This is a genomic window from Halalkalicoccus sp. CGA53, assembly GCF_036429475.1.
Lineage (GTDB): Archaea > Halobacteriota > Halobacteria > Halobacteriales > Halalkalicoccaceae > Natronorarus > Natronorarus salvus.
This window is the reverse complement of sequence record NZ_CP144125.1, coordinates 2,519,317-2,544,695: the sequence shown is the minus strand read 5'-3', so window position 1 is coordinate 2,544,695 and position 25,379 is coordinate 2,519,317. Positions and strand designations below refer to the sequence as shown.

The window sequence follows — 25,379 nt, the reverse complement described above, 5'->3', positions numbered from 1 at the left end:
TACCGGTCGGGTGAGTGAAACGGGTCGATCGCGGAGGCCGGTACGTCCTGGCACAGCAAACGTGCGAGTGGATCTTCTACGGAGTGGATCCCCCCGCAGAATAGCCCCCCGAAGCTACGAACGTGCGAGGAGGGAGCCGACGTACTCGTCCTCCCAGCGCCTGCGCGCCTTAAGCTCGCGCTCACCGCGTTCGGTGAGCGTGTAGCTGTTGGTCCTGCGGTCGAGTTCCTCCTTCGAGACGAGTCCTTTCGCGACCAGCGCGTCGATGTTCGGATAGAGTCGGCCGTGATGGACCTCCTTCGTGTAGTACTTCTCCAGTTCCTCCTTGATCCCGAGACCGTGAGGGTCGCCCAGTCCGTTGATCACGTAGAGGACGTCGCGCTGAAAGCCCGTCAGGTCGTCCATTGCTCACCTTGGTGTGTGGTATCTTGTAAGTATTGAGCGGCTAGCGTGGAATGACAGGCGTACCGGATCGGTGGACGCGGTTTCGACCCGTGGAGTGGGTACCGTCCTCGGAACTGACGGGACCGACGCCGAACTGTTCCACGTGATCCCACCGATACGGTGTGAACCGGCTCCGCCGGTACCGCTTGCTTCGGTGAGTGCGATCCGGCTCCGTCACTCGATCCGAGAGATCGGACGTACACGTCGGGTTCTCGGTAAAACGCGGCCCGAGAGCCTCTCTAGGGTGAAGGATTGTGACCGTCCGTACGAGAGTGATCGTCGGTGCGGGGGACACCGTCGAGTGGGGGACGCTCGGACGATACGCCGGAGACGTGGGAGGACATCGATCGACAGATGGATACTGATAGGGATCGTCGTAGCCGACTGGATCTCCCAGGCTTACACGCCACCGACGTCGCTCGATTCGCGTTCGAGAAAGTATGAACTTCTACGATGATCCCTATGAGAACCCCACCGAGGCCACTTCGGGTGACGGGGTGAACGGATAGCGGATCGAGAACCAACAGGAAGAGACCGGTGTCGAACTGAGATCGTCGGGGGTGTCTGACATAGATTTAAGTGGGAGAGAGCCGAATGTCTCATTAGCTGTACTGACTAGTATAAAGTCGGTGGCGCCTTCGATCGTTGGTGACCTACATTCACACGAAACGATAGCCATACCCCCACAAAAATCGATTCGCTAGCGGAGCACAGTCTGGTTACACACCACCTCGGTTGGTGCTCGTCCATCGAGTGATCGATGCGGCTTCGGCACTCGGACTAATGCACGAGCCGTTCAATTCTCTGTCGCACGCTTGCCTCGATATCCACCCACGAACTCTGGAAGCGGTCGACTCGGACTGTGAGGATCCGACCCCACTTTCAACGAGGTGTCGGTCGGTATAGTCGAGTCGACAGTCCACACCTGAGCAGGTGGTTGAAGCTCGATATCCGAACTGATAGACGAGAAGTGGGCATCGGAGAGATCGTGTTTCTCTGTGAGTCGAGACACGAACACGGCTGCCGGATCGGTGGTATGTCGACCGAGTAGCGCGACATCGAGGATCATCTCGGTGCCGGCGTATATTGCAGTATACAGACAAGTCCGCTCGCCGTTCATCGCGATATCGGTCTCGGCGAGCGCGATCCCTGTCGGCTTCACCGTCCTCAGAGGGTTCCGCGTTCTGATTGGCCGCACGAGAGCTCCGCTCTCCTGGACGTCTGGTCGCGTCCGCAATCTGTCCACCGTCGAGGTCCTTTCGATCCTCACTGGGTGATAATGCCGGTGGTATCCCTCACCACCATCTCCGACCGAATGGGCCACCGGACGAACGGTTCCGGCGTGATCATCGACCGGGAGCGCTCTCCCAGTAACACCACCCGTGCCATAGCTGTTAACTCGACCAATCACACTCGGCTTTGCACGTTGGTCTCAGCCGTTAGTGAACGAAGAGTGGTCTATTTCCTGCACGAGATCATCCACACCTTGCTCGTCGTTGTCCGTGATTGCTCACAGAACTCCTCGAAGCGGTGGAGCTACGACGTTTATCGACAGACGCAATTCCTTGAAATGGAGCGCCGAAGCACACAGATACGTCGAACACGGGCACAAAACGGCCAATGTCGTCATCACGATAGAATAACTACCACCTCGCTCACTCGGAGCGTGACATTAGTCCCGTATCTAGTCAGCAGTCGACGATAGAATACTTCACAGGCTACTGCCGGTGTCTGTCCCTCCCCTCGACCTGTTAACCGCGTTGCTCCCATCAGATCCCGATCATGATAGGACCCATCAACACACCCATCAAATGTACTCGCTTCGCTCCGAACCGAACCGGTATAAATCCGATCACACAGCTCACGAGGAAGACCCCGACGCCGACCGCACCGGCGAACAGGAACGAGAGGAGGATCAGGAGGGCGAACACGGCGAGACAGAGCTTGGTGTAGTCGAGCGAGCCGACGGTCTCTAAGTACCGGTCACCGATCACGAGCACGAGCAGGAACGCGATGGCGGCGGCGATCGCCACCGCGCCGAGCAGCATCGGGAGGTTGAGCGGGACGCGCGCCTCGTTGAACGCGACGAGCACGCCAGTCCTGGGAGCGCCGAGTGCGACGAGTGCGTACAGTGCGAAGATCGTGTTGGCCGTGTTCACCCCGCTCGTCGCGACGATGAACCCCCGATCGCCGGAGTTCCCGGGCACCAGCAAGAGCGCGATGACCGCGGCGATCGCGCTCGACACACCGGGCAGGTAGCCGACGACGGCCCCGGCGCACGCACCCGCGACCGCCGGGAGCAACACCGCTCGCCGGGAGACCGTTATCTCCGATCCCCGCTGACGCGGCACGCCCGCGCCACCCATCGCGTCGATCAGCACGGGTGCGCCGAACAGCCCGGCGAACAACGGCGCGAGCATGTCGCCGCCGTCGAGCGCCATCGGGGCGCTCTCGGTCGCGATGTCGAGGGTGAGATAGCCGAGAACCGCACTCACGCCGAACGAGAGTGCGCCGCCGACACGAGCGAACCGTGTGGGTTCGGTCACTAGGAGTACTGCTGCGACCGAGCCGAGGACGATCGTCATGTTCGCCGAGAGCGTCGGCCACACGTGGACCATCGCGAGCGTCACGGGGAGTGCGAGCGGGATCGCCAACAGTACTGCGAGCCCGCTCCCGATCGCCGAGAGCCTGAGCGCTTCCCTCCCTCGCCCTTCGATCACCATTCTGTGACCCGGCAGCGCCATTGCGGCCATATCGGCGTCGGGCACCCCGAGCGCGAGCGCGGGCACCACGTCGAGGAAGGTGTGGACGACGCCCGCAGAGAGCATCGCGAGGCCGACGAAGAGGGGTGGACCTGGCACCATCGGTGCGACGCCGGCGAGAAAGAGCGCGAAGTTGTTCGCGTGAAGCCCAGGGATCAGCCCGCTGATCGTTCCCAGCGCCGCGCCGCCGAGGACGAACGCCAGCGCCGGGCCTGCCAGCCCGGGATCGGCGGACACCTCGATACCGGGCGCGACCATCGCCCCCGCTGGTCGCCCCATCGTACTTGAACACTCGGACACTCGTGCGGACGACACCGCCGCTCACCGGGTCGCGTCGGAAGAAATCCGCGTTCTATCGGGTTCGCTCTAACCGAAGAGCTGGCCGAGGCCCTCGCCGGAGGTGTCCTCTTCGTCCTCCTCGTCGTCGTCTTCCTCGGCGGCCTCCTCTTCGTCGGCCTCCTCCTCGGCTTCCTCGGCCTCGCCGCCCGATGCGGGCGCCGCCGCGGGCACCGCGGCGGCCTCGGCGACCGCCTCGTCGATGTCGACGTCCTCGAGTGCGGCGACGAGCGCCTTCACACGGGACTCCTCGACCTCCGCACCCGCGGCCTCGAGGGTCGCGGTCAGGTTCTCTTCGTTGATCTCTGCGCCGGTCTCGTTCAGGATGAGTGCTGCGTAAACGTATTCCATTGGTGTTGTCTCCGTTGTTATCCGAACATCGCTCCGAGCCCTTCCGCGCCGTCTCCCTCGTCGTCTTCGTCGTCTTCGTCGTCGGCTTCCGCCTCGGCTTCGGCGTCGGGCTCGTCGTCTTCGTCAGGCGTTTCCTCGTCGGTCTCGGCTGTGGTGTCGAGGCCACGAAGCTCTTCCGGCAACGCCTCCTCGTCGTCGATCCGCGCGGCGAGCGCGCGGACCTGGGCGTCGGCCTTACTCACGAGGTCTCCGGCCAGGTCGGGGCTCTCGATCGCCGCGGCGAGTCCGAGGCTCTTCGCCTCGCCGAGCGCCTTCGTGATGAGCGCCGGCGCGGTCGCCTCGGTCGGGTAGACCGCGTTGATCGAGAGGTTTCTCGCGCCCGTGACCGCGGCCTTGATGTCGGCCTCGTAGGCCTCCAGGTCGAGGTCTAAGTCCTCCGGAGCGAACACGGTCCCCTCGGAGTAGACGCCTCGCAGATCGAGGCCGACCTCCTTCGGCTCGATGCCGAGTTCGGAGAGCACGTTCGCGAGCTGGGCCGAGACGACCTCGCCCTCTTCCAGGACCGTGCTGTCCTCGGTGACGTGGATCGAGCCCTCTTTGATCTGGGCGGCCGCGCCGACCTGCTGGAGCTCGCCGACGAACGGACCCGGGTCGACCCCCGTATCCCCCGCGGGGATGACGATGTCGTTCGGGGCGACCTCGCCCTTGTTGATCGGCGCGGGCGTCTTCGACGCCTCGAGTTCGCGGTAGAGCGCGAACGGGTTGGCGTCGGTCCCGACGATGCCGATCTGGCCGTGGACGTGGACGATCAGCTCCTGGACGTCGTCCTCGGCGGCCTCGAGCGCGCGCTCGACGAGCGTGTTCCGGCTCACGCGGAGCTGTGCGGTGCCGTACAGGCCGTTTCGCATGTTCTGGAGCTGCCGGCTCGGGATGCCGGTGATGCTCACGATTCCGACCGACTCGTATGAGTCGATCATCTCGGTCAGCGCATCGACCTCGTGTCGCTTCCACTCGGGGAGGTTCTCGGTCTTTCGTTCGGCCTCTGCGGCCATCTCAGACCACCTCCACCGACGGGCCCATCGTCGTCTTCACGTAGACGGAGTCGATGTTCTGTGGCCCCTTCTCCAGGTCGGCGTAGAGCCGTCTGAGGATCACGTCGATGTTGTCGGCGATCTCCTCGGGCTCCATGTCCTCGGCGCCGACCAGCGTGTGGAACGTCCGCCGGTCGCGGCTTCGCAACTGGACGGTGTTCTTCATTCTGTTCACCGTCTCCACGACGTCGTCGTCGGGCGACAGCGGCGTCGGCATCTTCCCCCGCGGGCCGAGGACGGTCCCCAGGTTCGCACCGATGCGGGGCATCATCGCCTGCTCGGCGATGAAGAAGTCGATCTCGCCGGCGAGATCCTTCGCGGCGTCGGTGTCGTCGCCGAGGTCGGCGATGTCGTCGCCCGAGAGCACCTCGTCGGCGACCTCCTCGGCGCGAACGCCGGTCTCGCCGTCCGCGAAGACGGCGATCTTCGTGTCCTGGCCCGTTCCCGACGGGAGGACGACGCTGGTATCCACTCTGTTCGACGGGTCGTTGAGATCCAGATCGCGCAGGTTTATCGCGAGGTCGACCGTCTCACGGAAGTTCCGTTTCGGTCGGTCCTCGAGCGCGCGAGAGACCACTTCCTCTAGTTCCTGATCTGCCATCGTTCACCTCCGTAGTCGCAGCCGTCTGGCTACTACGGTGTGAAACAGGCTACGCCTGTCTCGTTCACGAGAAGACGGATGCGAGACTTAAACCCGTCGAACCGGAACCGTCTACTCCTCGGACTCCTCGTCCCCGTCGTCGCCCTCGGCCCCGGTTTCGTCGTCCTCCTCGCCGTAGTACCACTCGACTTCGATCTCGAGTTCGGCCTCGCTGCCGTCGTCCTCGTACTCGACTTCGACCTCGGAGGGGTCGCTCGGATCGACGTCGATCCGTGCCTTCCCGACGACGACCTCGAACTCGCCGTCTCCCCGGAAGCCTTCGGCGAGCGCCTCGAAGTACTCGGCGATCTCCTCGCGGCTCATCTCGGTCTCCTCCTCGATCTCTATCATCCTCTCGGGGTAGGGGAGAAATCCGAATAAAACCAGACGCTGCTTACGCTGCCGGGGCCTCGGCGAGCGCGTCGTCGTACTCGCCGTCGTCGATCTTCGCCGCGACCTCTCTGGGATCGTCGCCCTCGATCGTGACGCCGAGGGTCACGCAGGTGCCGACGACCTCCTTCGCGGCGTTCTTCACGTCGTAGCTGAGCAGGTCGGAGTGTTTCTGCTCGGCGATCTGTCTGACCTGGTCGATCGAGAGGTCCGCGACGAACTCCTCCTGGGGGACGCCGCTTCCCGTCTCGAAGCCGGCCTCGTCCTTGATCAGCGCGGCCGTCGGCGGCACGCCGACCTCGAGCTCGAAGCTGCCGTCGTCCTCGTAGGTGACGGTGACGGGGACCTCGGTGCCGTCGAACGCCGCGGTCTGCTCGTTGATCTCCGATACGACTGCCTGTACGTCCACGGGCGTCGGGCCCAGCTCGGGACCGAGCGGCGGGCCGGGGTTGGCCTCGCCGCCCGGAACGAGCACCTCGATCGTTCCAGCCATACGGGAACGAACCTTCGCGCCGGCTTTAAGGCTTGCTTTCTCCGGAGCGTGACGGGAGCCTGCGAGGGCAGGCACCAGTCCTTCCTCCGGCGAGGGATCACCGATGCCATGGAGCTGACTGACGAGTCCCCGCTCTCGGAGTCGGGACTCGACGCGATCTTCGGTGCGCTCGCGACCGAACGCCGTCGATCCATCGTTCGCTGTCTCGCCGACCACGGGTCGCCGCTCACACTCGACGTGCTCGCGGACGTCCTCGCCAGCGCGGAGCACTCGGCGGGGACCGAGAGGCCGAACTCGGAGGCCGTCGACGAGGTCTACACCTCGCTCTATCACGTCCACCTCCCGAAGCTCGCCGACGCCGGCATCGTCGAGTACGACAGACAGGGCGATACGGTCTCCCGTGCGGAGCACGCTGACGCGGCGATCGGCCTCCTTCACCCACCACAGACTGCACTCTCCGGCTAGGGGAGCGCCACGCCGTTTCGCACGAGGAACTCCGTCACGTCCTTGATGACGACCGGGCTGCCGATGATCCGCACCCGTCTCCCGCCCTCGGAGAAGAGAGTGACGGGGAACTCCGCCTCCAGTTGCTCGCCGAGCCCCGACAGCGCGGAGCGTGGGAGCACTATCTGCGTGCTGTCGCGCAGCCGCGCGGGATCCGGCATGGTGCTACCGTCTGCGAGGGGGCCCTATTATCCTGTCGGTTCACCGTCGGGAACCGTCCCCGACCGACCGCCGGCCACGAGGTGACCGCCTTGGGGAACGGTTCGTCGCTGAACGAAAGGGATTTTCCGCCGAGGCGACGAGGGAGTGACGATGGGACTGGAAGAGGAGATCGAGGCGATCGAGGAGGAGATCTCCTCGACGCCGTACAACAAGTCGACCGAGAGCCACATCGGTCGGCTGAAGGCGAAACTCGCCGAGAAGAAGGAGAAACTCGAGAACCAGTCCTCCGGCGGCGGCGGCGACGGCTACGCCGTCTCGAAGACCGGCGACGCGACGGTCGCGCTCGTCGGCTTCCCGAGCGTCGGAAAGTCCACCCTGCTGAACGCGCTCACGAACGCCGAGAGCGAGGTCGGCGCCTACGAGTTCACTACGCTCAACGTCCAGCCAGGGATGCTCCAGTACCGCGGGGCGAACGTCCAGCTGATGGACGTCCCCGGGCTGATCGAGGGTGCGGCGGGCGGCCGTGGCGGCGGTCGCGAGGTGCTCTCGGTGGTCCGGACCGCCGACCTCGTGCTGTTCCTGCTCTCGGCGTTCGAGATCGACCGCTACGAGCGCCTGCGGAACGAACTCTACGAGAACAAGGTCCGACTGGACACCGAACCCCCCGACGTCACCGTCTCGAAGAAGGGCCGTGGCGGGATCCGGATCACCTCCAACATCGACTTCGGACTCAGCGAGGAGGTGGTAAAGGAGGTGCTCCGCGAGTACGGTATCGTCAACGCGGACGTCACGATCAGGGAGCCGATCGACATCGACCTGCTGATCGACGCCGTAATGGAGAACCGGGTGTATCTCCCCTCCGCTGTCGCCGTGAACAAGGTCGACCTGATCGACCCGACCTACGCCGAGACGGTGAGAGCCGAACTGCGAAGCCACGGACTCGACCCCGAGGAGGTGACGTTCATCTCGGCAGAGGCGGAGAAGGGTCTCGACGCGCTCAAAGACCGGCTCTGGGAGGACCTGCGGCTCATCCGGGTCTACATGGACAAACCCGGTCGCGGGATCGACTACGAGGAGCCGCTCGTGGTCCGCGAGGGGTCGACCGTCGGCGACGCGATGGAGAAACTCGGCGGCGAGTTCGAACGGCGCTTTCGGTTCGCCCGGGTCTCGGGTCCGAGCGCGAAACACGACGAACAGCAGGTCGGCGAGGACCACGTCCTCGCGGACGAAGACGTCCTGAAGCTGATCCTCAGGCGGTGAGCGGAGCCGCCAGCCGGCGCTTTGCTCTCCTGCCCGCGAACCGCCGGACGTGGTGGGAACGGTCTCGGACCGACCCGACAGTCGTCGCGCTGGAGGCGGTCGGGACGGTCGTCTGCGTCCGGTGGTCTCACGCCGAGGAGATCCGGAGGCTGCTTTCGGCATGTACCAGGGTCTCGACCGCGGGTGATCAGTCGTCGTCGGCCGCCGCCCTCGGCGAGTCCCGCACCTGCCTCGGCTCGATCCCGCGCCGGTTCGAATCGAACTCGGAGAGCCCGTAGACGAGCCCGACGAGCGCGAGGACCCCGAGCGGGAGCAGGAGCAGTGGCGAGACCCTGGTGAACCCCCAGACGAGCATGAGGACGGTGACGACGAGCGCGACGGTCACCGCATAGTAGAGCTGTGTACGGACGTGGTCGATCAGGTCCGCGCCGGTGAAGGTCGCGGAGAGGACGCTCGTATCGGAGATCGGCGAGGAGTGATCCCCGAAGATCGCCCCCGAGAAGACCATCCCGACCATAGCCGCGACCATCGTGTGATCCCCGGTGAGACTCCAGGCGACCGGCACCGCGATCGGTGTCACGATCGCCATCGTCCCCCAGGAGGTCCCGGTGGAGAAGGCGATGAACGCGGCGGTGAAGAGCACCACCACGGGCAGGAGTTCGGGGGTGAGCACCTCGTCGGCGAGACCCGCAACGTACTCGCCGGTCTCGAGCGCCTCGACGACGTTCCCGATCGACCACGCGAGGACGAGGATCGTCACCGCGGTGAGCATGATCCCGAAGCCGTCGATCGTCGTGTCGACGCTCTCGGAGAGCGAGAGGACGCTGTAGACGTAGCCCAGGACGTAGGTCGAGAGCACCATCGCGAACGAGCCGAAGATGAGCGCGACGGCGTAGTCGGCGTTCACGACCATGTCGTAGAGCGAGGCGCCCGGCTCGAGACCGGTCCAGAGCGCCGAACCGATCGTCACGACGATCAGGACGGCGATCGGGACGAAAAAGGAGGCGAGTCGCGGGTTCGAGACGTTCGGCTCGCCGAGTTCGCTCTCGACGTCCTGCATCGGCTGCGCGTCCTCGCGGGTGACGAGGCCGGTCGTCGCCGAGCGGTGTTCGGCGGTGAGCATCTCGCCGTAGTCGCGACCGGTGAGCACGACGATCGCGACCATGACGATCGCGAGGATCGCGTACATGTTGTACGGGATCGACTCGAGGAAGACCGAGAAGGTGCCGGGGACCTCCTCAGCGGGGAGATCCGTCGCCTCGTAGCCCGCCTCGATCATCGAGAGCTGGAAGGCGACCCACGAGGAGATCATGAGCGTCGCGACGGGCGCGGCGGTCGAGTCGACGAGATAGGAGAGCTTCTCCCGCGAGATCCGGAGGTGATCGGAGACGTCCTTCATCGTGCTCCCGACGACCGCGGAGTTGGCGTAGTCGTCGAAGAAGAGCAGCAGGCCGAGACCCCACGTGGCGAGGCCTGCCTTTCGCTGGGTGTCGATCCGTTCGATCGCCCAGTCCCGGATCGCGTGCGAGCCCCCCAGCCGCCAGATCATCGCGACCGCCGATCCCAGGAGGAGGGTGAAGATGATGATCTGGGCGTGGAAGACGCTCTCGCCGATCGCCGCCGCGATCCAGTCGAACGTCTGGCCGAGGCCGATCCCCCCGGTGATGATGACGCCGCCGGCCCAGACCCCGAGGAAGAGCGAGAGCACCGCCTTCCGCGTCGCGATGGCGAGCACGATCGCGAGCAGTGGTGGGACCAGCGAGAGCGCGCCGAACTCCGACATGGTATACCACTAGACAACCCTCGAACGGTTAAACCTTCCCTGGCGGGGAGCGTGTGGTCTCTCGGCCCGGATTCCGACCACGGTCCGAGGCCAGGGAGACCTCACTCGGGGGAGTCGCCGCACGGTGTCGGGAGAAACAGCTAACACCGTCGCGGCGCGACCTCGATCGTGTCCCGTGGTGTCGGCGAGTTCGACCTGCTACAGGGTGCCGTCCCCGACGCCCTCGCGCTCCTCGTCGCGCTGCTCACGCAGCTGGGCGACGTCTGGTTCGTCACCCTGTGTCTGCTCGCACTGTTCGTTCGGTTCGACCGCGACCGGATCGCGACCGTCGGCGGGCTTGCGATCGGAGCGATCGCGCTCACCTTCGCGTTGAAGTACCTGTTCGTCCTGCCCCGGCCGGACCTGCCGCTGATCGCACTGGAGGCGCTCCCGGCGGTAGCTCGGCCGATCTACGGACTGACGGGGTACGCGAGCGGCTACGGATTCCCGAGCGGGCACGCGGTCGTGACGACGGTCGTCTACCTCGCGCTCGCAGAGCGCCTCCCTGTGAGCCGTAGACGCAACCGATACGCCGTCGCGGTGACGGTCATAGCGCTCGTCGGGCTCTCCCGGATCGTCCTCGGGCTACACTATCTCGTCGACGTCGTCGTCGGGATCGCACTCGGGCTCGCCCTCCTCGTCGGAACCCGGTGGCTCCTCGCTCGGTACCGGACTCCCGCCCGCCAGCGGACCGTCGCGCTGGGACTCGGCGTCGTGCTCGCCGGGACGAGCGTGCTCGTCGCCGGCCTCCGGCTCGAACCCGTGGCGCTGCTATCGGTGTCGGTCGTCCTGTTCTCGCTCTCGGTCTGGTTCGGTGGGTCCTGGAACCGACCCGGCTGAGCGGCGAGGGCGGATCGGGATCGGCGACGGCCGACGGTTTCGAGCTCGGGAAATCGAGGGACTGAGAGCCCCACGGACTCTCCGGTACGCTTTTCGACCTCCGTTCCGTCGACGCGTGCATGGACGGCACGCTCGACCACGTCATGATGCGCGTCGAGGACCTGGATACCTCGCTCGAGTGGTACCGGACTCACCTCGAGTACGAGGAGAAAGACCGCTACGAGGGCGACGGCTTCACCATCGTCTACCTCGGTCCCGAGGACATGCACGAGGAGGGGGCGATGCTCGAACTCACCTGGAACGAGGGCGAGAGCTACGAGGTAGGCGACGCCTGGGGTCACATCGCGGTGCGCGTACCGGAGGGCGCGCTCGAGTCGGAGTACCAGGGGCTGATGGACGACGGTGTGGAAGACTACCGCGATCCGGAGTCCTGTGGGGGGCGCTACGCGTTCGTGAAGGACCCGGACGGCCACGAGATCGAGATCGTCCAGCGCGATCAGGGCTCGCTCTGGAGTCTCGACCACACGATGATCCGCGTCGAGGACGCCGACGAGGCGCTCGGCTTCTGGACTCGGAAGTTCGAGTACGAACACGTCGGTCGCTGGGAGTCCGACTCGTTCGCGAACTACTTCATGGCGCCGGAGGGCGCCGCGGACGAGGCGATGACCGTCGAACTCACCTACAACTACGACGGTCGTTCCTACGAGATGGGCGACGCCTGGGGCCACCTCTGCGTGCGTCTCGACGACCTGCACGACGACTGGGAGACGCTAATGGAGCGCGAGGCCCCGGAGTACCGCGATCCCGAGTCCTGTGACGACATGTACGCCTTCACGACCGACCAGAACGGCCACGAGATCGAACTGCTCCCACGGGACCCGAACGCCGACTCGCTGTTCCCGTTCTAGCCGGTTCGACCCTCACCCCCGGCCATCCCGTCGAGCAGTCGGCGTCGGCCACGGTCGAGGCCGACCGCGAGCAGCGCGAGTCCGACGGCGACGAGTGCGAACGCTCCCGTGTCCGGGATCTCCGCGCCGGAAACGAGCAGCAGTTGGACGAACAGGGCGAGCGCCGCGAGGTTCACGAACGCCGACTGACGGGTGTGATAGCCCGCGGCCACCGTCGCGAGCACGAGAGCGAGTGAGAGGGCGTGGATGGCGACGAGCGCGAGCGTGAGCCGTGAGTGGGTGGTCCCTTCGTACCGAGCGAGGATCGCGTCGGCCTGCTCTCCCGTGATCAGCCCCTCCTCGACCCACTCCGCGGCCTTCGATCGGAGCCGATCCGGATCCATGTCGCGGGTTCTCGACGATTCCCCGAGTGCCTTCCCCCGTACGTCGTGGTTCGAGCACCGATCAGCCGCAGACGATCACCGGCCGGTCGGTGCCGAGGATCACGCCCTGGGTGACGCTGCCGAAGAGCACCTTCCCGGCTGGGGTCCGCTTCCGTCCGGCGAGGCAGATCGCGTCGACGTCACACCTCTCGGCGGCGTCGATGATCGCCTCCGCGGGATCGCCGCTCGACTCGTCGAGGTGGACCGTCACGCCTCCGGCCTCCAGCTCGTCTCGCGCCCGGCGTGCGGAACCGACCTGCGAGACCGACGCCCCCGATGGGTTCTCCCCGAAGCAGTGAAACACCGTCACCTCGACCTCGCTCGCCGCCTCCGGTAGCGAGCGTACGGCCTCGATCTGTGAGCCGACGCGTTCGTCGTCCCCGGCGACCGCGAGGAGCACGTGGTACATGTCGGGTACACGAGCGCTCTCCGTCATAGTCCTTCCGCCCGCCGCGATACCCACCACGCGCACGCGCCGACGAGCGCGCCGAAGGCGTTGACGGCCACGTCGACCGGGTCGCCCGTCCGATACGGGACGAACAGTTGAACGCCCTCGATCACCGCACCGTAGCCGGTGGCACAGACGACGGCCGCGGCGACCGAGCGTCCGATCGTCCGCCGGGTCTCAAACGCGACCGAGAGGGCCGTCGAAAGGATCGCGTACCCCACGAGGTGAAAGAGCATGTTCGTCGAGAGTCCGGCGCTCTCTTCGGGTACGGCTCCCGGTATCGGAACGACGGAAGCCACGAGGATTGCGAGTGCGAGGAGGCCGACTACGAGCCACCGGCTGCGTTCGTCCATCGGCGGAGTCAGACGGGTTCGGTGAGCGACTCGGGAGCGCCGGCGAACGCCCGGAGCGCGTCGCTCTCGATGTGGTGGAGGTCACCAGGCACGACGAGGAGGTGCAACGGCCCGCCGAACTCACCCTCCGCGAGTTCCGAGAGACGATCGGCGACGACGAGCGGATCCGGGCTCCCCGCACGGGCGACGGCCACACCCAGCACGTCTTCGTACTCCTCGGAGAGGTGAGAGGCCGCGAGATCCGCGGTCATGAACTCCTCGTGGTCGGGATCCTCCCCGTCCGGGCCTCGCCCGATCTTGATGTCGAGGTAGACGAGCGTGTGTAGCCCGCGCTCTCGGTTCGCCGAGAGCGTGTTCGTCACGTTCGACGGGACGCCCTCCGCGCCGTGGGCGTACGGGAAGGGAAGCGTCGTCGCCGAGCCGAAGCGGTAGTTCTGGAGACCCGTGAGCGAACTGGCCGCCGCCTCCGCGGTCGTTCCGTGGACGATCCGCGTCTCGATCCCGCGCTCTTCCGCACGGAGCCTGAGGTCGACGTGCGTCGTCGAGATCATCGGGTCGCCCGCGGTGAGGAAGGCGACCTCCCTGGTCTCGGCGGCGTCCAGTATCTCCCCGGGGTGCTGCTCGACGCCCTCCCTGTCCCGCACCTCGATTTCGATCCCGTGCTCGGCTTCGAGCGTTCCGACGTCGGTGCCGACGAGCCGACTCGTGTAGAACTCCGCGTAGGCGCTGTCGGCGGCCCGGAGGCGCTCGCGGCCCTCGACGGTGATCGAGCGCTCGTCGTAGAGGCCGAGACCGATGAACGTGAGCATACGGGGGCTGAGCGAGGGAGGGGAATAACGCCACCGAACCGTCAGCGATAACCGGTATGGGGGGTTCTCGCCGGTATGGAGACGCCGTGTGTCAAGGTCGAGCGAGAGCGCGGCGAGGCCGCTAGGACGGCGCTCGCCGACCGCGGCCTGCTCGACTCCGACCACGAGATCGAATCCGAGGGGGGCTGGCTCTACATCCCGGTGAGCGATCCCGAGGGGATCGAGGAGTTCGAGATCAGCTACCGTGACGTGGCGGCGAGGGACCGGCAGACGACACCCGGTGACCTGCTGGGCGAGGAGCCGAGCTACGAGCGTCTCGGCGACGTCGTGATCCTCCACGAGGAGGACGCCGAACGTGCGCGAGCGATCGCGCGAGCCGTGGTCGACTCCGATCTACCAGTGAGCACGGTCGTGAACCGTGCCTCGGAGATCAGAGGCGAGTTGCGTGTCCGTGAGTGGGACGTACTCGAAGGCGAGAGCACGGAGACGGTCCACCGCGAGTACGGCCTCGAGTACGCGCTCGACCTCTCTACGGTCTACTTCTCGCCCCGGCTCGCGACCGAGCGCCGCCGGGTGACCGAGCAGGTGCGCGAGGGCGAACGGGTGTTCGATATGTTCGCCGGTGTGGGCCCGTTCGCGATCCCCGCGGCCGCACGGGACGCGGAGGTCGTCGCGGTGGATCTGAACGGCCGCGCGGTGAAGTACCTGAAGGAGAACGCCCACCGGAACGGCGTGGCGGATCGGGTCACGGCGATCTCAGGTGACGTCCGCGAGGTCGCTCCACGGTATGAAGACTGGGCGGATCGGGTGATCATGAACCTGCCTCACAGCGCGGACGAGTTCCTCGAGAGCGCCGTCGCGCTCTGTGGCGAGGAATGCGTGATTCACTTCTACGACATCCAGTCGGACGAGGACCCGTTCGGGCCGGGCGAGCGGGCGATTCGAGCCGTTGCCGATCCGGAGTACGAGGTGACCGTCGAAGAGCGCAGAGAGGTCCGGTCGTACGCCCCACACGAACTGAACGTCTGTCTCGACGTCCGGCTAGTGCGAACCTGATCACAACGCTTAAACAGTCTGTCGGGCCTACTTCGAGTAGCGCCAGTGTAGCTCAGCCGGCAGAGCGAATCCTTCGTAAGGATTAGGCCGAGGGTTCAAATCCCTCCACTGGCTTTATCGCGGAAACCCGTTCGTGAGCTACGGGAAGATGACGATGGAGACGAAGCGTGGCGCGAACGAAGTGAATGACCGTCCCAAAATGTATGAATATCGCCAGAAAGAACTAAGACATCCTCCGCAACTATACCATGTTATCCGTTACCACTCGACAGTGGGAGGGTGTGAACGAGGCAAGAGGCCGAAGGCATGTTTTCACGCGTTAGACGGGCGGCGGGGGCGGTGGGTAGAGCCGTATCGAGCGTTGTCAGACAGGGTGTGAACCTCGTCAAGGAGGGTGTGAATCGTTTCATCGGGATCCCGGGCGCCGTTCTCGGTTTGATAGGTATCCGGTGGCCGATGAAGATGCGTCTCAGAGTGGTGATCCTGCGGGACGAGAACGGCGAGCTCGTCGCGGAGCCCGAAGACGTCATGCCGTCGATCGAGGAGGCACGAGAGATATTCAGACGCGAGGCCAACGTACGGATGCAACCGGCCGACAACGAGTTCATCCTCCCCGTACCGAGCCCTGCACCCTCGGAGGCGCTGTACACACGTTGTAGTTTCGGTGCTTTTCGCGACGAGATCACCAAAGCCGGCAGGTACTTCAAGCGATACACGGCACGAAGCGCGAGTAGCTTCTTCGTGGGATATGCGACACCGCTTACGATTTTTATCGTGAAGGAGATTGAGGGGCCGAAAGCGTGCGCTCTCGGTCCGTCAGTCTCGTACGCGATCGTCAGTGTCGACGGATTGGAAAGTAGACGCGATTCCTGCGGCACTGCGTCGGAGGAGCCGGCCCCTGGCCCGCCCGACGAAGAAGACGATGACGATCCCCCGATCGTCGTTCATGGGGGTGGGGCGTCGGTCCGGTCCCGACTCGTTGAGAAGGCCGACGACTTGGCTTCGGTCCTCGTTCACGAGGACGAGAAAACGGCTCACCGCCATCTCGCACACGAGATCGGTCACATGTGCGGGCTGAGCCCGTTCAACAGGCATTCCAGCAACTGCACCGATTTGATGCACACCCCGCCAGGAACGAGGCTCACCCGTCGGAGGAAGGCGGTTATCGTTCGAAACTCACGCTTCGTGACGACGTTCTAATGGGTTGAGATCCTCGCACCCTCGTTCACGCGAGTGTTCGAACGAGATTCGATCCGAACGTCGAGGGAAACGGCTCGTCGCGACGGTGTTCGACAGCCTCCACAGCCCCTCGCCCCGACACCGAAATCGGTTAGCCGCTCACTCCCCTCCACCATCGAGTTGGGACTGTCGGAGGGGCCAGCTGAGCGCGACCCGTCGGACGGTCGAGCCGCCGCTGCACCGGGCGATGAGGCTCGCGTTAGGAAACACCATCGCGCTGGAGAAGGGTTCGCTCGGATTTCCGTGGTCGAGTTGAGAAGAAGCGACCAGCCCGAAGCAGTTCGGACATCCCTTCAAAAACGTCTCGAAAGACGGCCGAGCGTGACCCGACGACCCGTCGACGCTCGTCTCGAAACACTACAGAACGCACGTCGACGCACCGCTCCGCTCGGCTCTCTCGGAGAGGGTGTGGCATATCGTTCTCACGACGAGTGTGGATGGGACTGGTGTGAAGTGTCGTGGTCGCGCTCGGGAAGGTCTCGGTCGAGGGGACGCGAGTGACTCGGAGTCGGGACACGAACTTCGGGACTAGTGTAAACATTCTTGTGAATGGATGACAAACTGACGTCGTGTCACAGATAACGAACCGCCCGGGAGCGCACTACGACACGCCCGCGTGGGTCGTGACGGTCCTCGGCTTGTGTCTCGGATCGCTCGGTCTCGCGTACCTGATCACACATCCGGAACCGTTGTGGATCTGGGTGCTCGAGGGCCTTCTCGTCGTCACGCCGGCGGCGATCATCGTCTACGGCGGATACTGGATCGCGACGCACTCACCGAATCGGGTGGATCGCTGGATCGTCGCGGGCTGGGCGCTCGGTGGCGGCGGGATCGCGGTCGCGCTCGTCGTCGGGTACGTCCTCAGCGAACAGCTCAGCGGCGGACTCGTCACCGAGTTCGAGCAGTTGGTTCTGTTCGGGGCGTTGGGTGGGTCAGTCACCGCGCTACTCGCCGTGATTTCGACCCAGCGTCGGTATCGCGTTCCGGATGCCGCGTACCCCGACGAAGACTGGACGAACACCGATGGTGTCGGATCGTCCTCACAGAAGACGGTGGGGCAAGAGCGTCCGGATCTCGGACTCGGGATTCCAGGTGTGGCGCTGCTGACCGACGCAGCGGGGATCTATCGGCGCGAGGGGCTCCGACCGCTGGCCGCTTCGTCACGGAGGTTCGTCGCACGTACGCTGGTGGACGTAGGACTCCGTCACCAGCGACCGTATCACGAACGGAAACGGACGGACAGCGACGATCGGTGGGAGATGATGGCCCCAAAACTGGCGGAAACTGACGAGACCGCCGTCGATATCGGTTGCGCGAGCGGCTTTTTCACGGCGAAGTTGGGGAACGAAGGTCTGACGGTGACCGGTATCGATGTCGACCGGGAGCGAATCGAGACCGCGAAACGAACCTGGGAGGGGACCGAGGGGATCGAATTCGTCGTCGAGCGTCTCGATCCGGAGAACGTATCCGAGCTTCCACCGGTCGACGTCGTTCTCCTGTTGACCGTCTATCACCACTGGTGTGAGCACTTCGGACGTGAGAGCGCCGAAGGGATGCTGCGAGAGCTCGCCACGAGATCGAACAAGATCTTCTTCGAGCCGCCCGGAGAGGCGAGTCACCGATTCCAGTACATCGGTGAACGGCCGATCGCGGCCGACGAATCGATAGTCGAGTACTATACCTCTCTCCTGCTGTCGGTATTCGATGGACGTGTCGAGGTCGAACACCTCGGAGAGGCGGAGTACCCGTCCAGCGCTACCCGAACGGACCCCGTGTTCCTGATAGACTGCCAGGAGTACACTCGTTCGTAACGGATCACACCCACTCGGCAATCGAAGTGACGGCGATTCAGAGTATCGGCTCGATCATCGAGAGAACGGCTGGCCGAATACTGTCGTCCGGCATCGGACCTCGTCACGAATCCGAGTAGGGTAGACACGAACTGTCCACCCGTACGATTTCAGAGCAGCAACGAACGTACCGGGACGGACACCGAAACCGGTTAGCCGCTCACTCCCCTCTCACCAGCGAGATGGGACAGTCAGGGGACCTGCTGAACGCCACGCGGCGGACGATCAAACCACCGATCCACCGGGCTTTCAGCTGGGCGTTCGGCGGGTACGCGATGTCCAGCAACACGGAGGACGAGTACGTCGGCACCGTCGAGATGAGCTGTGAGGAACTGGCAGCGGTGCTCTCGGAACTCGGCTTCTCCCGGAGCGTCTTCTCCGCGCTGAAGATCCGCGTGGACGGCAACGTCTCCGACGGCTCGTACGTCTGGCGGAAATGGGTGCTGGGTGACGGCCAGCTACACGTGATGTTCCACGAGGTCGACGGCCACGTCGAGGTCTACGCCCACTGGGAACGCTCGTGGATCCGCCACCCGATCGGTCACGTGAAAAAGGAGGGGCTGAGCACCGAGCGAGGGGTAGAGACGACACGGAAGCTCCTCTCGGAGTGCAGAACCGATGAGTACCCGGACGGGCTCCCGTTAGAGGTCGAGTCGCTGTTCTGGCGTCCGCCGTGGTACTTCGGGCTCGTCGAGAACGTCTCCGAGGACTGGGCGCGGTGGCTCGCCGGGCTCAACCGGCACGTGCGGAACTGGAGGCGAAAGCGCGGCGAGGTGTAGAGGGTAGAGCGAGATTCGAACCTTCCGTTTCTCGCTTCGCTCCTCACGTCCGTTCGTCGTAGAAGCGGAAGGGGCGGGATTCGAACCACGCGAAGCCTCCGCCCACGGTATGTGGGGGCGCTCTCCCTCTGAGCTACCCTTCCTCGGACGGACTACGGCCGTGCAACGAAAAAATCCGTCGGTCGGATACGTGAGGGTTTTGTCCGCGCGCCGGACAGAGAGGGTATGCTTATCCGAGGGACCGTCGTCGCGGACTCGGCGACGGTCGTAGAGGACGGTGCAGTCGTCACCCGGGACGACCGCATCGCGGCCGTCGGGGACGCGGAGGAACTGCTGGATCGATACCCGGATCACGAGCGCCGGACGTTCGACCTCGTGCTCCCGGGGCTCGTCAACGCACACGTCCACACGGTTCAGAGCCTCGGGCGCGGGATGGCCGACGATACCTCGCTGCTCACCTGGCTCTTCGAGCACGTCCTCCCGATGGAGGCGGAAATGGACGCCGAGGCGACGAGGGTCGCGGCGACGCTCGGCTACCTCGAACTGATCGAGAGCGGCGTGACGAGCTGCGTCGACCACCTCTCGGTGAACCACGCCGAGGAGGCGTTCGAGGCCGCCGGCGAGGTCGGGATCAGGGGTCTGCTCGGGAAAGTGCTGATGGACCGGGACTCGCCGGAGGGGCTCCTGGAGAACACGGAGGAGGGTCTGCGAGAGAGCGAGCGACTCATCCGACGCTACCACGGCGCGTTCTCCGACAGGATACGCTACGCCGTCACCCCTCGCTTCGCCGTCACCTGTTCGGAGGAGTGTCTGCGTGGCGCCCGCGACCTCGCCGACGAGTACGGTGTCAGGCTCCACACCCACGCGAGCGAGAACCGATCCGAGGTCGACCGGGTCGCGACCGAGACTGGAATGCGGAACGTCGAGTGGCTCGACGAGGTCGGCCTCACCGGCGAGGACGTCCTGCTCGCCCACTGCGTCCACACCGACGAGTCGGAGCGAGAGATCCTCGCCGAGACGGGAACGAACGTCGTCCACTGTCCCTCCGCGAACATGAAGCTCGCGAGCGGCGTCGCGCCGGTCGAGGAGTACTTGGGTCGAGGGATCCCCGTCGCGCTCGGCAACGACGGCCCGCCGTGTAACAACACGCTCGACCCGTTCACCGAGATGCGGGAGGCGAGCCTGCTCGCGAAGAGCCGATCGTTCGATCCGACCTCGCTCCCCGCGCGAACTGTCTTCGAGATGGCGACCGAAACCGGTGCACGGGCCGCCGGGTTCGACGACGTCGGCAGGCTTCGAGAGGGCGAAAAGGCGGACGTGATCGGGCTCGGAACGGAGAGAGCCCGATCGACACCGATCCACGACGTCCACTCGCACCTCGTCTACGCGGCTCGCGGCGACGACGTCCGGTTCTCGATGGTCGACGGGCGGGTACTCTACGAGGAGGACGTGCACCTGACGGTCGATAGCGAAGAGATCGTGGAGAAGGCACGACGGATCGCCCAATCGTTCGGGTAGCTCGGGGATCCTCGTCCTCTGGCTGGCTATCTCCGATACCGCTGTGCGCTTCGTCGCCGTCCTCACCCCTCCCCGAACAGCCCTTCGGAGACGTACGCCGAGACCACCCAGTTCGGCCTGTCGACCAGTTCGTTGATCTTCAGATCGACACCCACCGAACTCAGGAGGTACGCGTCGGCCTTCGAGAGCCCGTGCTCGTCGGAGAGGTACTCGATCATGTGCCAGACGGCCCTCTTCGCGGCGTCCATCAGGTCGTCGCTCACCCCGGCCGTCGCGTACATCGGTTCGTCCGCTCCCCCGGGAGCGAACGGCCCGGTCGATTCGAACTGGGGCTGTCGGATCCGTCTGCCCCGCTCGACGCTCACCCGAACCGTGACGTCCATCGGTGCCTCAATACCCGTCGAACACACCTCCCCGTCGCCCTGTGCGGCGTGACAGTCGCCGATGCTCAACAGTCCTCCCTCGACCTCGACGGGGAGGTAGACGGTCGAGCCCTCGGTCAGGTGCTTTACGTCGAGGTTCCCGCCGACCGATCGCGAGGGGATCGTCGAGTGCGGTCCGACCTCTGCCGGAGCGACGCCGACGACGCCCGGAAACGGGGCCAACGGCAGTTCTATCCCGTGTCTGAAGACCCCGGTGTCTTCGTGCAGGTCCCAGACGTACAGATCGGGCTCCGGGAACCTCTCCGGAAGGAGCCCGATTCCCGATTCCCCGGGGAAGAACCCCGTCCAGCCCCATCCCTCGTGGGTTATCTCCAGCAGTTCGACTTTCAGCACGTCGCCCGGCGCCGCCCCCTCGACCGAGATCGGCCCCGTCAGTGCGTGAACGCGATCCATGTCGACCGCCAGGAGGTCCTCGACGCCGCTCTCGGGCGTGATCTGGTCGTTCAACGGCTCCCGGCACTCCACCCGTACCACGTCGCCGGGGTCGACGACGAGCGCGGGCTCCCGACCCTTGTTCCAGTCCGAGTGGACGTTGCCGTCCCGTTTCGGTACCGTGTGATCCGCCCGAACGTTCGATGACGTGATGCTCATGAGGCCACCCGGAGGGAGGCGCTCCGGCCTGATGTAGACGCGCGCCGGGAACCTCCCGCACCGCGAGCGGCTCTCAGCCCGTGAGCGACCCCATTTCGAGTCGGTCCCCCTCGCGACGGTACTCGTCGATGGTGGACGTCGCCCACGAGCGAACCCCCTGGTCTCGGGTTTCGATCACCGCGTGTGGAGCGCCCTCGCCGCCAGACAGACACAGCAGCACGATCTCATCGACGACGAACACGGTGAACGGGATCGTCCCCGGGTAGAGGAACAGCTCGGCCCGTCCGGAGTCGACCATCTGGCGCGCCCGGTCGGCCGTTCGTGGATCGGTCCCGATCCGTTCGAGCACGTCCCGATCGAGGACGCTCTCGAGTTCGAGAGAGCCCTCGACCGTTCCCCGCCAGCAGGCGTCCATCACGTCGGGGAGGTGGGCGTACGAGACCGTTCGGACCCGCTCTGCCTCCCGGAGCCGCCGAGTGATGTGCGTCGTCGGCGCCAGGGCGTCGCTCGTGCTCGGCCGGACGACCTCCACCCCGGCGAGACGGCCGAGGTCGAAGTCGAACCCCGCCTCGGGAAGCCAGTCGGCTACCCCGTTGAGCGCAGGGACCGGTTCGAAACGTTCCAGGAGTGCCGTGAACTCCCGGGCGACGTACTCACCGACGGGCGTTCGCTCGTACAGGCGGCCGTTCCGGGTCACCCACCCCCGCTCCTCGAAGTCGTCGAGGATGCGAGCGAGGGTCGCTCTCGAGATCCCGGTTTCGTCCTCCACGTCCCGTCGTTCCACCGGCCCCGCTCCGAGCGCCACGAGCGCCCTGGGTCGGTTCGGCGAGCGAGCGAGGAACGAAATCTCCTCGAGCGGTGGCTCGATGTCGTCGAACGGTAGGGCCATGACTGTTCGATCGTGGTACGCCAGCGCACGACATAACACGTGCGGGCCGGTACTGCCATCCGTCCTAGGTGTTGCCGGTTACTGACGGATCGGGTGGGGACGAACGAAGCCGGTCTCCTCGTGGTCCCGGTGGGCGTCTCCGAACGCAGCGACTCGGGAAGGGAGTCCGGGTCGACCGACCGCTCAGTAGCTCCTGATCTTCGGCTCGTAGGTCTTCTCCCTGCCCTCGAGGTGGACCGGGCGGTACCAGACCTCTGGGGTGCCGTCGTTCCACGAGAGCAGCGTGTGTTTGAGCCAGTTCTCGTCGTCTCGCTCCTGGAACTCCTGGCGCCAGTGGGCGCCGCGGAACTCTTCGCGGGCGAGCGCGCCGAGCGTGATCGCTTCGGCCGTGTCGATCAGGTTGCGCATCTCGATCGTCTGGATCAGGTCCGTGTTGAACGTGCGCGAGGGATCGTCGACGTAGACGTCCCGGTAGAGTTCGCGGGCCGTCCGGATGTCTCGGAGCGCCTGTTTGAGCCCCTCCTCGTTCCGGAAGACGTTGACGTTCCGCGTCATCGACTTCTGGAGCATCTCGCGGATCTCGGCCTGCTGGACGCCCTCGTCGCGCCCCATCAGGTGTGCGACGCGCTCGCGCTCGGTCTCGACGGCGTTCTCGAGGACCGGACCCGCCTCAACGAGCGCCCCCGCACCGTCGGTCCGGGCCGACTCGCCGCCGTCGGCGACGACGTCCTCGGGAGTTCCGATCTCGCCGGGGGTCACCGGCGTGTCGACCTCGCCGACCTCGTACTCGCCGACCTGCCCGGTCCCGATCTTCGCCTCGCCGAGGTCGCGTCCGGCGGCGTGCTGGCCGGCACGCCTGCCGAAGACGATGAGTTCGGGCAGCGCGTTCCCGCCCAGCCGGTTCGCACCGTGGACGCTCGCACAGGCACACTCGCCGACGGCGTAGAGCCCCGAGATGCAGGTCTCTCCGTGCTCGTCGGTCTCGGTGCCGCCCATCGCGTAGTGCTGGCCGGGTTTCACCGGCATCGGCTCCTCCAACCCGTCGACGCCCTCGAAGTCCGCCGCGAGGTGGAGGATGTTCTCGAGTCGATCGACGATCCGTTCGGCACCCAAATGCCGCATGTCGAGGTGGACGTACTCGTCGTTGACCCCGCGGCCCTCGTTCACCTCGGTCAGTTCGGCCCGCGAGACGACGTCACGGGAGGCGAGCTCGCCGTCGTTGTTCGCGTAGCCGCGTTCGAACATGAACCGCTCGCCGAGCGCGTTGTAGAGGACGCCGCCCTCCCCGCGGACGCCCTCGGAGATGAGAACACCCGTGGAGGGGAGCGTCGTCGGGTGAAACTGGATGAACTCCATGTCCTCCATCGGTGCGCCCGCTCGGTAGGCCATCGCGGGGCCGTCGCCGGTACAGGAGACGGCGTTGGTCGTGTGGTCGTAGACCTGTCCGGGTCCGCCTGTCGCGAGGACGACGCCGTTTCGCGCCCGGAACCCCTCGATCTCTCCGCTCTTGATGTCGATGGCGACCAGCCCGTGACAGACCCGATCCTCGGGGCGGTCGTGGTCGGTCACCGCGAGTCGGCTCACGTACCACTCGTCGTAGACCGTGATCCCGCGTTTGACGACCTGCTCGTAGAGCGTGTGCAGCAGGTGGTGGCCCGTCTCCGCACCCGCGTACGTCGTCCGGGGGAACGAGAGCCCGCCGAACGGCCGCTGGGACATCCGGCCGTCCTCCTCGCGCGAGAAGGGCATCCCCCAGTGTTCGAGCTGGACGACCTCCTCGGGGGAGTCCGTCGCCAGCGTCTCGATGGCGGGAGCGTCACCCAGATAGTCCGAGCCCTTCATCGTGTCGTAGGCGTGCAGCTCCCAGTCGTCGCCGTCGCGCAACGCCGCGTTGATGCCACCCTCGGCGGCGCCGGTGTGGCTCCGCACGGGGTGGAGCTTCGTCACCATCGCCACGTCCGCGCCCTCCTCGTGGGCGGCGATCGCGGCTCGAAGGCCGGCGCCCCCCGCGCCGACCACCAGAACGTCGTGTTCGTACATGATTTTCGTTGAGGTCGTGGTTACTTCAGTCGTTCGTCGCTCACCAGAACTTCAGGTTTCGCTTCACTGCCTCGCGTTTCACTTCCTGGATGTGCTCGGTGAGCGGGATCTCCTTCGGACAGACGACGGTACAGGAGAACTGCGTCTGACACCGCCAGACGCCGTGTTCCTGTTCGAGGACTCTCATCCTGTGGTCTTTCATCTCCTCGCCCTCGCGTTCGTCCATCGCGAACCGGTAGGCCTTGTTGATCGCCGCCGGTCCCAGGTACTTCTCGTCGCCCGCCGCGATGTTACACGAGGACATACACGCCGCACACCAGATACAGCGCGTCGACATCTTCACCTTCTCCCTGTTCTCCCGGCTCTGGCGCTGTTCTTCGAGCTCACCAGTAGGTAAGTCGTTCGTCTGGAAGTACGGCTCGACCGAGTGCATCTGCTCGTAGAAGTGTTCCATCTCCACGACGAGGTCCTTTACGACCTCCTGGTGGGGAAGCGGCTCGATCCGGATCGGCGTTTCCAGCTCCGATAGCTGAGTCTTGCAGCCGAGTTTCTGCCGCCCGTTGATGAAGAAGGCGTCCGAGCCGCAGATCGCCTGTCGACACGAGTGTCTGAACGTGAGCGAGGAGTCGTAGTGATCGCGCGCGAACATCAGCGCGTCGAGCACGGAGGTGCCTTTCTCCATCGGCACGCGGAAGTCGTCGAAGCGCGGCTCCTGTTTCCCCTCGACCTCGGGGTCGTAGCGGAACACCTTGATCACGACGTCGTCGTCGCTCTCGTCGAGTCGTTCCTCGGCCTCCTTCCGCAGGGCAGTCTCGCGGTCGACCTTCTCCCGACGGCGGCGGTCGCCCGCCGACTCCGTTTCCGCCTCGGGTTCGTCTTCCGTCTCGATCTCCGGTTCCTCGGTGCGTTGGATCTGTGTGCTCATTGGTGGTGGTTGGT

General features: G+C 65.4%; 28 protein-coding genes and 2 tRNA genes. 10 read left to right on the top strand and 20 right to left on the bottom strand.

Going from position 1 to position 25,379, the window contains the following annotated elements:
- Positions 1–114 precede the first annotated feature (114 nt).
- From V2L32_RS14860 to V2L32_RS14820, 9 genes are all read right to left on the bottom strand, one after another.
- A complete protein-coding gene (locus V2L32_RS14860; RefSeq protein ID WP_331233257.1) occupies positions 115–405 on the bottom strand; it encodes a PadR family transcriptional regulator in 291 nt (96 codons plus the stop codon).
- 835 nt (positions 406–1,240) lie between these two features.
- Positions 1,241–1,606, bottom strand: coding sequence for a DDE-type integrase/transposase/recombinase (locus tag V2L32_RS14855; protein ID WP_331233256.1), 366 nt, complete (start codon positions 1,604–1,606; stop codon positions 1,241–1,243).
- 104 nt (positions 1,607–1,710) lie between these two features.
- Entirely contained in the window at positions 1,711–1,833 is a 123-nt protein-coding gene (locus V2L32_RS14850; RefSeq protein WP_331233255.1) for a hypothetical protein, read from the bottom strand.
- 380 nt (positions 1,834–2,213) lie between these two features.
- Positions 2,214–3,485 carry a tripartite tricarboxylate transporter permease gene (locus tag V2L32_RS14845; RefSeq protein ID WP_409348380.1) on the bottom strand — a complete coding sequence of 424 codons (1,272 nt, stop codon included), beginning with the start codon at positions 3,483–3,485 and terminating at the stop codon, positions 2,214–2,216.
- A gap of 87 nt (positions 3,486–3,572) precedes the next feature.
- A complete protein-coding gene (gene rpl12p / locus V2L32_RS14840) occupies positions 3,573–3,893 on the bottom strand; it encodes a 50S ribosomal protein P1 (protein ID WP_331233253.1) in 321 nt (106 codons plus the stop codon).
- A gap of 17 nt (positions 3,894–3,910) precedes the next feature.
- On the bottom strand, positions 3,911–4,945 hold the full coding sequence (locus V2L32_RS14835) for a 50S ribosomal protein L10 (RefSeq protein WP_331233252.1): 1,035 nt from the start codon (positions 4,943–4,945) through the stop codon (positions 3,911–3,913).
- Position 4,946: 1 nt separating this feature from the next.
- Positions 4,947–5,585, bottom strand: coding sequence for a 50S ribosomal protein L1 (locus V2L32_RS14830; protein WP_331233251.1), 639 nt, complete (start codon positions 5,583–5,585; stop codon positions 4,947–4,949).
- Between the two features lie 111 nt (positions 5,586–5,696).
- Complete coding sequence (locus V2L32_RS14825; protein WP_331233250.1) at positions 5,697–5,975, bottom strand: amphi-Trp domain-containing protein; 279 nt, start codon at positions 5,973–5,975, stop codon at positions 5,697–5,699.
- Between the two features lie 43 nt (positions 5,976–6,018).
- Complete coding sequence (locus tag V2L32_RS14820; protein ID WP_331233249.1) at positions 6,019–6,507, bottom strand: 50S ribosomal protein L11; 489 nt, start codon at positions 6,505–6,507, stop codon at positions 6,019–6,021.
- 108 nt (positions 6,508–6,615) lie between these two features.
- On the opposite strand from V2L32_RS14820, the gene V2L32_RS14815 reads away from it, so the two are divergent.
- Positions 6,616–6,972 (top strand): DUF7344 domain-containing protein, encoded by a 357-nt coding sequence (locus tag V2L32_RS14815; RefSeq protein ID WP_331233248.1) that lies wholly within the window; start codon positions 6,616–6,618, stop codon positions 6,970–6,972.
- On the opposite strand, the gene V2L32_RS14810 is transcribed toward V2L32_RS14815, so the two are convergent.
- Positions 6,969–7,172, bottom strand: coding sequence for a VNG_1110C family protein (locus V2L32_RS14810; protein ID WP_331233247.1), 204 nt, complete (start codon positions 7,170–7,172; stop codon positions 6,969–6,971). The genes V2L32_RS14815 and V2L32_RS14810 overlap by 4 nt on opposite strands.
- Positions 7,173–7,323: 151 nt before the next feature.
- Here V2L32_RS14810 and V2L32_RS14805 point away from each other — a divergent pair, with 151 nt between their 5' ends.
- Entirely contained in the window at positions 7,324–8,433 is a 1,110-nt protein-coding gene (locus tag V2L32_RS14805; RefSeq protein ID WP_331233246.1) for an OBG GTPase family GTP-binding protein, read from the top strand.
- Positions 8,434–8,620: 187 nt separating this feature from the next.
- Here the strand turns inward: V2L32_RS14805 and V2L32_RS14800 are convergent, their stop codons facing one another.
- A complete protein-coding gene (locus V2L32_RS14800; RefSeq protein WP_331233244.1) occupies positions 8,621–10,216 on the bottom strand; it encodes a Na+/H+ antiporter NhaC family protein in 1,596 nt (531 codons plus the stop codon).
- A gap of 168 nt (positions 10,217–10,384) precedes the next feature.
- Between V2L32_RS14800 and V2L32_RS14795 the strand changes: the two genes are divergently transcribed.
- Positions 10,385–11,095: a phosphatase PAP2 family protein gene (locus V2L32_RS14795; protein ID WP_331233242.1), complete on the top strand. Its 711-nt coding sequence runs from the start codon at positions 10,385–10,387 to the stop codon at positions 11,093–11,095.
- A gap of 119 nt (positions 11,096–11,214) precedes the next feature.
- A complete protein-coding gene (locus V2L32_RS14790; RefSeq protein ID WP_331233241.1) occupies positions 11,215–12,003 on the top strand; it encodes a VOC family protein in 789 nt (262 codons plus the stop codon).
- Here V2L32_RS14790 and V2L32_RS14785 read toward each other — a convergent pair.
- The 4 genes from V2L32_RS14785 to dph5 all read right to left on the bottom strand — a co-directional run bounded on the left by V2L32_RS14785 (position 12,000) and on the right by dph5 (position 14,035).
- Positions 12,000–12,386 (bottom strand): hypothetical protein, encoded by a 387-nt coding sequence (locus tag V2L32_RS14785; RefSeq protein WP_331233240.1) that lies wholly within the window; start codon positions 12,384–12,386, stop codon positions 12,000–12,002. The genes V2L32_RS14790 and V2L32_RS14785 overlap by 4 nt on opposite strands.
- Positions 12,387–12,447: 61 nt before the next feature.
- A complete protein-coding gene (locus tag V2L32_RS14780) occupies positions 12,448–12,834 on the bottom strand; it encodes a universal stress protein (protein WP_331233239.1) in 387 nt (128 codons plus the stop codon).
- A 23-nt stretch (positions 12,835–12,857) separates the two neighbouring features.
- The gene (locus tag V2L32_RS14775) at positions 12,858–13,226 is read right to left on the bottom strand and encodes a VanZ family protein (protein ID WP_331233237.1); all 369 of its coding nucleotides are present in this window, start codon (positions 13,224–13,226) and stop codon (positions 12,858–12,860) included.
- Positions 13,227–13,234: 8 nt separating this feature from the next.
- Positions 13,235–14,035, bottom strand: coding sequence for a diphthine synthase (gene dph5, locus V2L32_RS14770; RefSeq protein ID WP_331233236.1), 801 nt, complete (start codon positions 14,033–14,035; stop codon positions 13,235–13,237).
- A gap of 75 nt (positions 14,036–14,110) precedes the next feature.
- Here dph5 and V2L32_RS14765 point away from each other — a divergent pair, with 75 nt between their 5' ends.
- The 5 genes from V2L32_RS14765 to V2L32_RS14745 all read left to right on the top strand — a co-directional run bounded on the left by V2L32_RS14765 (position 14,111) and on the right by V2L32_RS14745 (position 18,959).
- Positions 14,111–15,091, top strand: a complete 981-nt coding sequence (locus V2L32_RS14765; RefSeq protein ID WP_331233235.1) for a class I SAM-dependent methyltransferase — start codon at positions 14,111–14,113, stop codon at positions 15,089–15,091.
- A 41-nt stretch (positions 15,092–15,132) separates the two neighbouring features.
- A tRNA-Thr gene (locus V2L32_RS14760) sits at positions 15,133–15,205 on the top strand.
- A 225-nt stretch (positions 15,206–15,430) separates the two neighbouring features.
- Complete coding sequence (locus tag V2L32_RS14755; protein WP_331233234.1) at positions 15,431–16,291, top strand: hypothetical protein; 861 nt, start codon at positions 15,431–15,433, stop codon at positions 16,289–16,291.
- Between the two features lie 608 nt (positions 16,292–16,899).
- Positions 16,900–18,141 (top strand): methyltransferase, encoded by a 1,242-nt coding sequence (locus tag V2L32_RS14750; protein WP_331233233.1) that lies wholly within the window; start codon positions 16,900–16,902, stop codon positions 18,139–18,141.
- Between the two features lie 221 nt (positions 18,142–18,362).
- Positions 18,363–18,959: a hypothetical protein gene (locus V2L32_RS14745; RefSeq protein WP_331233232.1), complete on the top strand. Its 597-nt coding sequence runs from the start codon at positions 18,363–18,365 to the stop codon at positions 18,957–18,959.
- A 65-nt stretch (positions 18,960–19,024) separates the two neighbouring features.
- Here the strand turns inward: V2L32_RS14745 and V2L32_RS14740 are convergent.
- Positions 19,025–19,102 (bottom strand) — tRNA-Met (locus V2L32_RS14740).
- A gap of 82 nt (positions 19,103–19,184) precedes the next feature.
- Here V2L32_RS14740 and V2L32_RS14735 point away from each other — a divergent pair.
- On the top strand, positions 19,185–20,477 hold the full coding sequence (locus V2L32_RS14735) for a 5'-deoxyadenosine deaminase (protein WP_331233231.1): 1,293 nt from the start codon (positions 19,185–19,187) through the stop codon (positions 20,475–20,477).
- Between the two features lie 62 nt (positions 20,478–20,539).
- Here V2L32_RS14735 and V2L32_RS14730 read toward each other — a convergent pair whose 3' ends face one another.
- The 4 genes from V2L32_RS14730 to V2L32_RS14715 form a co-directional block, all read right to left on the bottom strand.
- A complete protein-coding gene (locus V2L32_RS14730) occupies positions 20,540–21,511 on the bottom strand; it encodes an acetamidase/formamidase family protein (protein ID WP_331233230.1) in 972 nt (323 codons plus the stop codon).
- Positions 21,512–21,584: 73 nt separating this feature from the next.
- Positions 21,585–22,400 carry a helix-turn-helix transcriptional regulator gene (locus V2L32_RS14725; RefSeq protein ID WP_331233229.1) on the bottom strand — a complete coding sequence of 272 codons (816 nt, stop codon included), beginning with the start codon at positions 22,398–22,400 and terminating at the stop codon, positions 21,585–21,587.
- Between the two features lie 183 nt (positions 22,401–22,583).
- The gene (locus V2L32_RS14720; protein ID WP_331233228.1) at positions 22,584–24,440 is read right to left on the bottom strand and encodes an FAD-binding protein; all 1,857 of its coding nucleotides are present in this window, start codon (positions 24,438–24,440) and stop codon (positions 22,584–22,586) included.
- Positions 24,441–24,480: 40 nt separating this feature from the next.
- Positions 24,481–25,365 carry a succinate dehydrogenase/fumarate reductase iron-sulfur subunit gene (locus V2L32_RS14715; protein WP_331233227.1) on the bottom strand — a complete coding sequence of 295 codons (885 nt, stop codon included), beginning with the start codon at positions 25,363–25,365 and terminating at the stop codon, positions 24,481–24,483.
- Positions 25,366–25,379 lie beyond the last annotated feature (14 nt).

Coding starts and splice junctions, on each gene's coding strand:
- V2L32_RS14860 (WP_331233257.1), bottom strand. CDS start 405: ATGGACGACCTGACGGGCTTTCAGCGCGACGTCCTCTACGTGATCAAC.
- V2L32_RS14850 (WP_331233255.1), bottom strand. CDS start 1,833: ATGGCACGGGTGGTGTTACTGGGAGAGCGCTCCCGGTCGATGATCACG.
- V2L32_RS14845 (WP_409348380.1), bottom strand. CDS start 3,485: ATGGGGCGACCAGCGGGGGCGATGGTCGCGCCCGGTATCGAGGTGTCC.
- rpl12p (WP_331233253.1), bottom strand. CDS start 3,893: ATGGAATACGTTTACGCAGCACTCATCCTGAACGAGACCGGCGCAGAG.
- V2L32_RS14835 (WP_331233252.1), bottom strand. CDS start 4,945: ATGGCCGCAGAGGCCGAACGAAAGACCGAGAACCTCCCCGAGTGGAAG.
- V2L32_RS14830 (WP_331233251.1), bottom strand. CDS start 5,585: ATGGCAGATCAGGAACTAGAGGAAGTGGTCTCTCGCGCGCTCGAGGAC.
- V2L32_RS14825 (WP_331233250.1), bottom strand. CDS start 5,975: ATGATAGAGATCGAGGAGGAGACCGAGATGAGCCGCGAGGAGATCGCC.
- V2L32_RS14820 (WP_331233249.1), bottom strand. CDS start 6,507: ATGGCTGGAACGATCGAGGTGCTCGTTCCGGGCGGCGAGGCCAACCCC.
- V2L32_RS14815 (WP_331233248.1), top strand. CDS start 6,616: ATGGAGCTGACTGACGAGTCCCCGCTCTCGGAGTCGGGACTCGACGCG.
- V2L32_RS14810 (WP_331233247.1), bottom strand. CDS start 7,172: ATGCCGGATCCCGCGCGGCTGCGCGACAGCACGCAGATAGTGCTCCCA.
- V2L32_RS14805 (WP_331233246.1), top strand. CDS start 7,324: ATGGGACTGGAAGAGGAGATCGAGGCGATCGAGGAGGAGATCTCCTCG.
- V2L32_RS14800 (WP_331233244.1), bottom strand. CDS start 10,216: ATGTCGGAGTTCGGCGCGCTCTCGCTGGTCCCACCACTGCTCGCGATC.
- V2L32_RS14790 (WP_331233241.1), top strand. CDS start 11,215: ATGGACGGCACGCTCGACCACGTCATGATGCGCGTCGAGGACCTGGAT.
- V2L32_RS14785 (WP_331233240.1), bottom strand. CDS start 12,386: ATGGATCCGGATCGGCTCCGATCGAAGGCCGCGGAGTGGGTCGAGGAG.
- V2L32_RS14780 (WP_331233239.1), bottom strand. CDS start 12,834: ATGTACCACGTGCTCCTCGCGGTCGCCGGGGACGACGAACGCGTCGGC.
- V2L32_RS14775 (WP_331233237.1), bottom strand. CDS start 13,226: ATGGACGAACGCAGCCGGTGGCTCGTAGTCGGCCTCCTCGCACTCGCA.
- dph5 (WP_331233236.1), bottom strand. CDS start 14,035: ATGCTCACGTTCATCGGTCTCGGCCTCTACGACGAGCGCTCGATCACC.
- V2L32_RS14765 (WP_331233235.1), top strand. CDS start 14,111: ATGGAGACGCCGTGTGTCAAGGTCGAGCGAGAGCGCGGCGAGGCCGCT.
- V2L32_RS14745 (WP_331233232.1), top strand. CDS start 18,363: ATGGGACAGTCAGGGGACCTGCTGAACGCCACGCGGCGGACGATCAAA.
- V2L32_RS14735 (WP_331233231.1), top strand. CDS start 19,185: ATGCTTATCCGAGGGACCGTCGTCGCGGACTCGGCGACGGTCGTAGAG.
- V2L32_RS14730 (WP_331233230.1), bottom strand. CDS start 21,511: ATGAGCATCACGTCATCGAACGTTCGGGCGGATCACACGGTACCGAAA.
- V2L32_RS14725 (WP_331233229.1), bottom strand. CDS start 22,400: ATGGCCCTACCGTTCGACGACATCGAGCCACCGCTCGAGGAGATTTCG.
- V2L32_RS14720 (WP_331233228.1), bottom strand. CDS start 24,440: ATGTACGAACACGACGTTCTGGTGGTCGGCGCGGGGGGCGCCGGCCTT.
- V2L32_RS14715 (WP_331233227.1), bottom strand. CDS start 25,365: ATGAGCACACAGATCCAACGCACCGAGGAACCGGAGATCGAGACGGAA.